This window comes from Oleiphilus sp. HI0117, from assembly GCF_001635235.1.
Genome location: NZ_LWGA01000973.1, coordinates 1 through 8,454 on the forward strand (window position 1 = coordinate 1; position 8,454 = coordinate 8,454).

At 46.1% G+C, this 8,454-nt stretch carries 5 protein-coding genes and 1 pseudogene; 3 read left to right on the plus strand and 3 right to left on the minus strand.

Annotation, left to right across the window (positions count from 1 at the left end; all coding sequences use genetic code 11):
- A pseudogene (locus tag A3757_RS26935) lies at nucleotides 1-428 on the plus strand (cell adhesion protein); the annotation flags it as partial.
- A 189-nt stretch (nucleotides 429-617) separates the two neighbouring features.
- On the opposite strand, the gene A3757_RS17420 reads toward A3757_RS26935, so the two are convergent.
- Together A3757_RS17420 and A3757_RS17425 are read right to left on the minus strand one after the other, a co-directional pair.
- Nucleotides 618-3,197, minus strand: coding sequence for an ABC transporter permease (locus A3757_RS17420; protein WP_082865189.1), 2,580 nt, complete (start codon nucleotides 3,195-3,197; stop codon nucleotides 618-620).
- Complete coding sequence (locus A3757_RS17425) at nucleotides 3,190-3,897, minus strand: ABC transporter ATP-binding protein (protein ID WP_068553431.1); 708 nt, start codon at nucleotides 3,895-3,897, stop codon at nucleotides 3,190-3,192. Before A3757_RS17425 ends, A3757_RS17420 begins: the two co-directional genes overlap by 8 nt.
- On the opposite strand from A3757_RS17425, the gene A3757_RS17430 reads away from it, so the two are divergent.
- Complete coding sequence (locus A3757_RS17430; RefSeq protein WP_304438880.1) at nucleotides 3,877-4,605, plus strand: arylesterase; 729 nt, start codon at nucleotides 3,877-3,879, stop codon at nucleotides 4,603-4,605. The genes A3757_RS17425 and A3757_RS17430 overlap by 21 nt on opposite strands.
- A gap of 13 nt (nucleotides 4,606-4,618) precedes the next feature.
- Nucleotides 4,619-5,761 (plus strand): GNAT family N-acetyltransferase, encoded by a 1,143-nt coding sequence (locus tag A3757_RS17435; RefSeq protein ID WP_068515347.1) that lies wholly within the window; start codon nucleotides 4,619-4,621, stop codon nucleotides 5,759-5,761.
- Between the two features lie 427 nt (nucleotides 5,762-6,188).
- Here the strand turns inward: A3757_RS17435 and ppk1 are convergent, their stop codons facing one another.
- Complete coding sequence (gene ppk1, locus A3757_RS17440) at nucleotides 6,189-8,246, minus strand: polyphosphate kinase 1 (protein WP_068642562.1); 2,058 nt, start codon at nucleotides 8,244-8,246, stop codon at nucleotides 6,189-6,191.
- Nucleotides 8,247-8,454: the final 208 nt, after the last annotated feature.

Here is an 8,454-nt window from a genome sequence, read left to right on the forward strand (position 1 = left end):
AGAACGACTGGGTGGGCGAACGAACGCGTTGGTACATTTCCGATATGATAGCCGACCAGGATGTCGCAGTAGAATGGTATAAGTCATCGGCGATATATGACTTATGGATTGGCGACCAAAACACGCCGTTGGAGAGTATTGTTAACCTCAACCACTTGCGTTTTTGGTATCTGAATTCATGGGATATTGCCGGTAAACATGTTGAAGCACGTCACTGGTACTTCCAGTCAATGAATAATGCTGAGCCTGAAGAAGTAACGATTAACTGGTGGGGAAGACGCAAAGACACAGGGTACGATGCCGCCAGTGCCAGAACTTCAGATAACCGCATTAAGGTTATGATGGGGAATGATTATGAGTGGGATCAGGTAGAAGGTCGCTATACCGCAAAGCCTTCGGATGACCAGTTTGAAGTGAAGAACTACTAAAATAAGCTAAGACGTTAAAAGGCTGAATGAGGAGGCGTGCTTTCCTTATTCAGCTTTTAAAATTGCCCATGCTTGCCCTGACCTTTGGTAAACCCCTGTGCGCCGTCTAAGGCTCCTGATGCGGCAGCGACTTCCATGCCTCGGTAGAATTCATTCTTCATGGCTTCATCAAATGACTTGTCCCGGTGCTTAGCTGTCTCGAAGTACACTAACTGGCGAATGACTAGCCACCTTCCTTGTACTCAATCCTACTAAACACATGATCAGTAAGGCTGAACTAATGGGTAGCCATGCCCAAAGATGCCATTGCACTTGATAGTCTAGGTCGAGTAAATAGCGATATAAGCTATAGCAGATTGCTTCAGTACCCAGCAGGGCCAGAATACCTGCCATGAGGCCTAACAAAGCGAATTCACTCCACTGATTAAGGCGAAGCTGCTTTCGGTTAGCGCCGAGTGTCCGTAAAATTGCACCTTGTAATATTCGCTCATCGATACTTGAATAAATGGTCGCCAGTAAGACCAACACACCGCCGATCAATACTAGGATAAGTAAGTACTCAACAGCGAGGCTGACTTGCTTGAGCAAACTTTGAATTTGCGTAAAGACCATACTCATGTCGAGTAAGGTAATGGTCGGGAACTCGCGGATGAGCTTAGTAAGTTTTGCCTCGCTGCCAGAAGGGACATGAAAACTGGTTAAGTAACTAAGCGGAAGGTCCTGGAGCGCTGCCTCAGATAGAATCATATAAAAGTTAGGACTAAGTGTTCCCCAATCGACACTGCGAATACTAGTAATGGTCACTGTGAAGCTTTGTCCGGCCACCTCGAAGCGAAGCGTGTCGTTAAGCTTTACACCTAATCTCCCTGCTAAACGCGATTCAATAGAAACTTGTTTGCTCGCCGCATCTGACTTTTTATCATTTATCCAAACACCTTCCAGTATTTTGTTTCCTTCGGGTAGTTGTTCACTCCATGTGAGCGCCAGATCTCTTTGAAGGGCCGGGTCTTCACTCAGTTTTTCATCATCATGAACATAGCGTTCGTTGATATGCGTTAATCGCCCTGGAACCATAGGAAAGAGCGGGTAGTTCTTGAAGCCGGTTTCTTCGAGTGCCGCTTTATAACTATCCGATTCATAGGCTTGTATATTCATAGCGAAGAAATTGGGCGCGTTCTCGGGTAAGCCGCGTTGCCAGTCATTTAGTAAATCATTTCTTACAACACTAATGACTAGCATGACCATCAATATCATCGCGAATGCCAAGATTTGAGTGCTGGCACTTTGATTGTTGCGCATGAGGTGTCGCCAGGCGAAACGCACATAAATATTGAAGCGTGCTGAAGGTGTGATTTTATCTAAAAGCTTAAGTATTCCTCGTAAACCAAATGAGAGCAGGATAAGGGTCACCAATCCGCCGACAATCAATGCGAGAGACATCTTTACATCGCCGGTAAACCATAAGCATAACGAGAGAATACATGCGAGCGCGATGCCGTAGATTAGTCTTCCGCTAATGCTCATCGGCTCAAGGTCACGGCGCAGGATTCTAAGTGGGGATACGCGACTTAGTTGAATCAGGTGAGGTAGCGCAAAGCCCAGTAGAGTAACCGGGGCCGTAATACTCGCAATAGCCCAAGCTGACCAAGGTGCGGTAGGCAAGTCATTGATAAATAGGATACTTAGCAAGGAAGAAAGTTGTTCCTGTATCAGGGTGCCAAGCATTAGGCCGATGAGCGTGGTGATGAAGGCGAGAATCAGTAACTGCAGACTAAAAAGCCACAGTACTTGCTGACGACTGGCGCCCAAGGTTCTTAACAGTGCGCTGGTATCGTAGTGGTGTTGGGCATAGTTTTGAGCGGCCATCGCAATGGCAATACCCGCAAGTAGAATCGCGAGAATGGCCGCTAAGGAAAGATAGCTACGTGCTTTATCGAGTGCCGCGGCAAGCGCCTGGTTGTTATCTGATAATGACTCCAGGCTTTGATTGTCACTGAGTAGAGGTTTCAGCCAGACCTTGTATTGGTCAATTGAGTTAAGCGAGCCCTTGAGTTGAGTCGTCTCGGTCTGAGCTTGTTTGTCTTGAAGGTCTGCAAGCAATAAGCGCCAAGTAACGCGACTCCCAGTCTGAATAAGCCCAGCTGCTTCGATGTCAGCCATATTCATCATCAGGCGTGGGGACAAACTATAGAAGTTTCCACCGCGATCACTTTCCTGGGTGATGAGTGCACCTATGGTGAAATTCTGTTTGCCCAGTTCCAGTGTGTCGCCTATTTTTGCATTGAGTAGCGTCAGTAAGCGAGACTCTAGCCATACACTACCAGGAGGTGGTCCTGTTGGGCTTTTCTCCCCGGGCTTGAAGGCACTCAAGCTAGTCATAACCTTACCTTTAAGAGGGTAATGATCATCGACGGCTTTAACGGCGGCCAAAGACATTTCATCCCCTACCACCACAACACTTGGGAACTCCAAGGTGGTACTGGTTGATAAACCGCTTTGTTGCGCACGTTCTTCGAACCCGGCCGGGATTTCTTGACTGGAGCGAATGCGCAGGTCGGCGCCAAGCAGCTCGGTAGACTTTGCCAACATGCCGGCTTCCATACGCGCACTGAATACACTGATAATGGTAGCGACGGTGACGGCTAGAATAAGAGAAAAGATGATTAAGGTGAGCTGCCCCGAACGGGTTTCTCGTCTGAGAAGAGACTGGGACAGACGAATAAGTTTGAGGAAACTGAGGCCTTGCGTGCTTGTATTCATCTTAAGCATTTAGCTCCTTTACCTGGCCATCGCTCATGCGTACGGTTCGGGCGCAGCGCTTAGCTAGTTGTTCGTCATGCGTTACGAGTACAAGGGTTGTTCCCAACTGAGAGTTCAAGGAAAAAAGCTGTTCTACAATTTGTTGCCCTGTATTACTGTCGAGATTGCCGGTAGGCTCGTCTGCAAACAATATTTTTGGTTCAGAAGAGAAGGCTCGAGCGATAGCAACACGTTGTTGTTCACCACCCGAAAGCTGTTTAGGGTAGTGATGGATTCGATGGCTCAGGCCAACCTTGTCCAGCCAGTCTAGTGTTTTCTCTTCAGTTTGGCGGGCGTTATACCTGCCAGACATTTCTATCGGCAGGCTGACATTTTCATAGGCCGTCAGGCCGGGAAGCAGCTGGAAGCTTTGAAAGACAAAGCCTACCCCCTTTGCTCTGACAGATGATCGTTGATCTTCATTTAACTGGTGTAATGCTTCGCCCAAGAGGTAGACTTCGCCTGATGAACTTTCATCAAGCCCGGCCATAATTCCTAGCATTGTTGATTTGCCGCTACCTGACGCGCCAACGATGGCGACAGATTCTCCTTGCTTGATTTCAAGTTGAATGCCTTGCAAGATATCAAGCTGTTCTGAACCGGTATTGACCGACTTACATACATTATTGAGTTTCAGTAGGAGATTTTCTTGAGTGCTATTTTCAGGCATATTCAATCACAAAATAGTTGTCTAAACAGAATGGGGTTTGCGATGCACATGCAGCTAGGTCGTTATTTTATTATTGGCTGCCTGCTTCTACTAAGCAGCTTAACGTATGCGGCGGAAATAGAAAAACCGTTACCGGTAAAAAATACTGTTCCAGTTCAAAAGGCTGCAAGCATTCTAGTGGTGGGTGACAGTATTAGCGCGGCCTTTGGTTTGGATAAGAGTAAGGGCTGGGTAGCGCTGATGCAGCGTGAGCTGGGCGATAACTATCGCGTGATCAATGCAAGTATCAGCGGTGATACCACTACCGGTGGCCGTTATCGTTTAGGTAAGGCCTTATCAACTCATCAGCCCGTTATCGTCATTATTGAACTTGGCGGAAACGATGGTTTACGAGGAACCCCGGTTAGGCAGATTCGTAATAACCTAGAAGCGATGGCTGTGATGTCACAAGAGGCTGGAGCCCAAGTAATATTGCTAGGCATGCAGATACCGCCTAACTATGGTGACCGTTATACCAAAGCCTTTGCGAATATATACTCAGACCTGGCATTGCAAATGGATCTATCCTTAGTTCCCTTCTTATTGGAAGGGGTTGCTGGTGTTGAAGGTATGATGCAAGACGATGGTATTCATCCGACGGAAAGCGCGCAACAAACGATGTTTGAGCACGTAGACAAAGTATTGGATACTTTGCTTTCAGCTAAATAAGTGTGGCAACAGGATGACTATTGAGTTCCGTTACGTCACCTCAATTGCTGAGGTGGGAGAGCAGGCCTGGAATTCCTTGGCAGGTGAGGGCTACCCCTTTGTGCGCTACCACTTTCTCGATGCCTTGGAAAAAACACAAGCGGTTGGTGGATGCTCAGGATGGTTGGTGCATCACCTCATGGCTTATCAGGGCGATACATTGGTCGCCGCTGTTCCTAGCTATGTTAAGCAGCATAGCTATGGTGAATACGTCTTTGACCATGCTTGGGCGAATGCTTACCATCAATATGGATTGGCTTATTATCCCAAGTTAGTTTCAGCCATTCCTTTCACCCCCATTACCGGTTCACGGATACTTATACGAGAGGGTATTGATCATAGCGCCGTGATTACGGCCTTGCATGACTTTGCTCCAAAGCATTGTCATGAGCAAGGCTACTCGGGTTGGCATCTGTTATTCCCTGGTTCAGAACTATCGACAGTCTTCAAGCCTCCGGTTCTTCAGCGTAAGGCTGTGCACTTTCAATGGACGAACGAGGGCTATCAGAGTTTTGATGACTTTCTCGCCTCTTTTAGCTCACGAAAACGAAAAAATCTTAAGAAAGAACGTGCAAGTATTTCCCAGCAAGGAATAGAAGTAGAGGTATGGGAAGGTAGGGAAATAAACGCTGAGCTTTGGCGTAGCTTTTATGACTTTTACCAAATCACCTATGCCAAACGTAGCGGTCATGGTGGCTATTTATCGCCATCATTTTTTGAGCGTATTGCTTCAGAGATGCCTGAGTATCTTGTGTTGATGATGGCAAAGCGAAATGGCGAGTACATTGCTGGTGCATTAAATTTTAAGGGCGATAATGCCTTGTACGGTCGTTATTGGGGCTGTATCGAAGAGGCTAATAATCTTCATTTCGAGCTTTGTTACTATCAAGGGATTGAATACTGTATCGCGAATGGCCTGGCTAGGTTTGACCCCGGAGTTCAGGGTGAACATAAAATCCAACGAGGCTTTCGTCCGACTTATACTTACTCAAACCACTGGCTGGCTGAAGAAGGGTTTCGAGAGCCCGTTGCGGAATTTATTAGCAAAGAAAATGAAATGCTCGAAGCTTATTATGAGGATGCGAGTACTTATTTGCCTTTCAAAAAACAGCAATAAGGCTCTGCTAGTTTGCACGGCTTTAATGTTCTCCAATCTTTTGAAACTGATCTAGCTCGTTGATAAGGTCTGGACTGGAAAGTGCCATTTCGAGACATAGGTACTTGTTTTGATTTTGGTCGGATGTACGCCAAAGTGTACCGGTTCGCGATTAGATGTTTACCCCCTAACGTTATGATATCCCACCGTTGTCATCCTCGCGCATGCGGGGATCCATTGTTTTTGACCCAAACCTTATTAATTCGATTACTACGACGGTTTCAAATGCTGCGTTCTATTCAAGACAATGGATTCCCGCCTGCGCGGGAATGACGGAGTTGTGGTGCGGGAAGGCACAGTGTGGAAGGGCCGAGAGTCCAACTTGCCGCCATTCCGCCCTCTTCTACTAACCTGTAATAGGCTAAAACCTAAGCAAGCACCAATGACCTCACTTCTCAAGCTTGGCGATATAATCATGAATCGCCAGTTGGGATTGAATCTTACGTTTGTTACCCCGTGGTTTATATTGATTGGTCTGCTTCGCATCGATGATTCGCGCTTTGGTGGTATCTGACCATTGAATCTCGAAGATATCCAGAATCTGCTTTTGAAGCTGTTTGTCGTAAACCGGGCAGCCTACTTCAACACGGTGGTCGATGTTGCGGGTCATCCAGTCTGCAGATGAGATATAAATCTCATGCTCGCCCTGGTTGGAGAATATCGACACACGTGGGTGCTCCAGAAAACGATCGACAATGCTAATAACTTTGATGTTGTCGCTCAAACCTTTAACGCCGGGTAAAAGGGTGCACATGCCACGAATAATAATGCGAATTTTTACGCCAGCCTGGCTTGCTTTGTAGAGGTGCCCAACGACTTCGTCATCGACCAGGTTATTGACCTTCAGCATGATTTCGGCAGTCAGGCCTTTCTCGGCGTGCTTTATCTCACGATCAATCAACTTGTGAACACGTGGCCGGAAATCATTTGGCGAGACGATAATGTGTTTGAAGTGATAATGTTTATAGCTGAAGCGAATGAAGTTAAATACGTCTTCTACTTCGGCGGTAATTTCATCGTGGCAGGTAAATAAAGAGAAGTCGGTATAAATCCTTGCGGTCTTCTCGTGGAAGTTACCTGTGCCGATATGAGCGTAGCGCTTATAGCCGTCACTTTCGTTGCGTCCAATTAAACAAAGCTTGGTGTGGCACTTCAATGCAGGCACACCAAAGTCTACTTTGATGCCCGCATCGGTCAGTACCTTCGCCCATTCTATATTTGCTTCTTCGTCAAAGCGGGCGCGCAGCTCAACCACGACGCGAACATTTTTACCATTCTTTGCCGCATTGATCAGGGCATCGATAATTCGGCTTTTTTTGGCGACGCGATAAATGCTGATACTGATATGTTCAACTTTAGGATCGTATGATGCCTGCCGTACGAACTCGGTGAAATGGTTGAACTTGTGATACGGGTAATAAAGTAAAATATCGCCTTCAGAAATCGCCTGGAAGCTGCTTTTGTGAGCGGCGAACTTCTTGCTTTCGATTCTCGGAAGCGGTGAATATTCTAAATAGTTGCGCCCGATATTAGGGAAACTGATGAAGTCTCTGAAGTTGTGATAGCGGCCACCCGGGATGACGGCGTCATAATTTGAGATGCCGATTTTATCAAGCAAGTAGTTCAGTGTGGATTTCGGCATTTCCCTGTCATAGACAAAGCGAACTGGCTCAGCTGTCATGCGTTGCTTAATGCTGAGTGACATCTGCTCTAGTAGAGATTGGTCAATATCTTCAGATAGCCCGTATTCCGCATCACGAGTCATCTTCATGGAATAGGCATGAATTTCATCAAACTTATAATTGCCTTTGAAGACGCTCTTCAGAGAGTAGCGAATAATATTATCAAGCATGATGATGCAGCGGCGCTTTTGCCCCTTGATTCTAGGTAGCTCAATGAAACGGCTCATATCGTCTGAGGGTACTTCAACCAAACTATATCTAGATTCGCCTTTGCGAATTAGTTCGACCGCAAGGTAGGTGATGTCATCATCCAATACCTGAGCAAGGTCGATTTTTCCCTCGCACATTATAGGGTTAATGTATTGCAGAACATTGTCTTTGAAATACTGATTAACCCATTCCCCTTGCTCTGGAGATAACTGTTGCTCGTTGATCAGAAAAATGTTGCGCCGGGCCAGGCATTTCAAAACGTGAATATAGATTTCGTCAAACCGTTCGCCTAGCTTGATGACTTTCTTTTGAATCTTCTTAAGTAATTCTCGATCTTCACTGGCATCTTCGCCTTGGTCTTTCTTAATAAAAATTTTTCGCTTTACGTCGGCGACACGAACACGGAAGAACTCATCCATATTATTGGAATATATACCGAGAAACCTGACCCGCTCGACAATCGGTACATTTGCATCAGCGGCTTCCTGTAGAACGCGCTCATTGAAGGACAGCCAACTCAGTTCTTTCTCTATAAAATCTTGCTTGTTCGTCATTTTGAAACTACTCGCATACAGCTTAATCAACCGGACTATTTAAATAGGACTTATGTGACAGTTTGATGACAATTTAAGTCCTGAGGTTCAAATACTTTGTATTTCCGGTTATGTAGGTCTAGGATAGATATTGACGTAGTGACGTCATTACGTCAATTAATGTTATTTACACAAAGAAAGGTGATTTACCATGTCTAAGAAAACAAAA

Excerpts from the sequence above, each read along its gene's own strand:
- A3757_RS17425 (WP_068553431.1), bottom strand. The coding sequence starts at position 3,897 with ATGCCTGAAAATAGCACTCAAGAAAATCTCCTACTGAAACTCAATAAT.
- A3757_RS17435 (WP_068515347.1), top strand. The coding sequence starts at position 4,619 with ATGACTATTGAGTTCCGTTACGTCACCTCAATTGCTGAGGTGGGAGAG.
- ppk1 (WP_068642562.1), bottom strand. The coding sequence starts at position 8,246 with ATGACGAACAAGCAAGATTTTATAGAGAAAGAACTGAGTTGGCTGTCC.
- A3757_RS17420 (WP_082865189.1), bottom strand. The coding sequence starts at position 3,197 with ATGCTTAAGATGAATACAAGCACGCAAGGCCTCAGTTTCCTCAAACTT.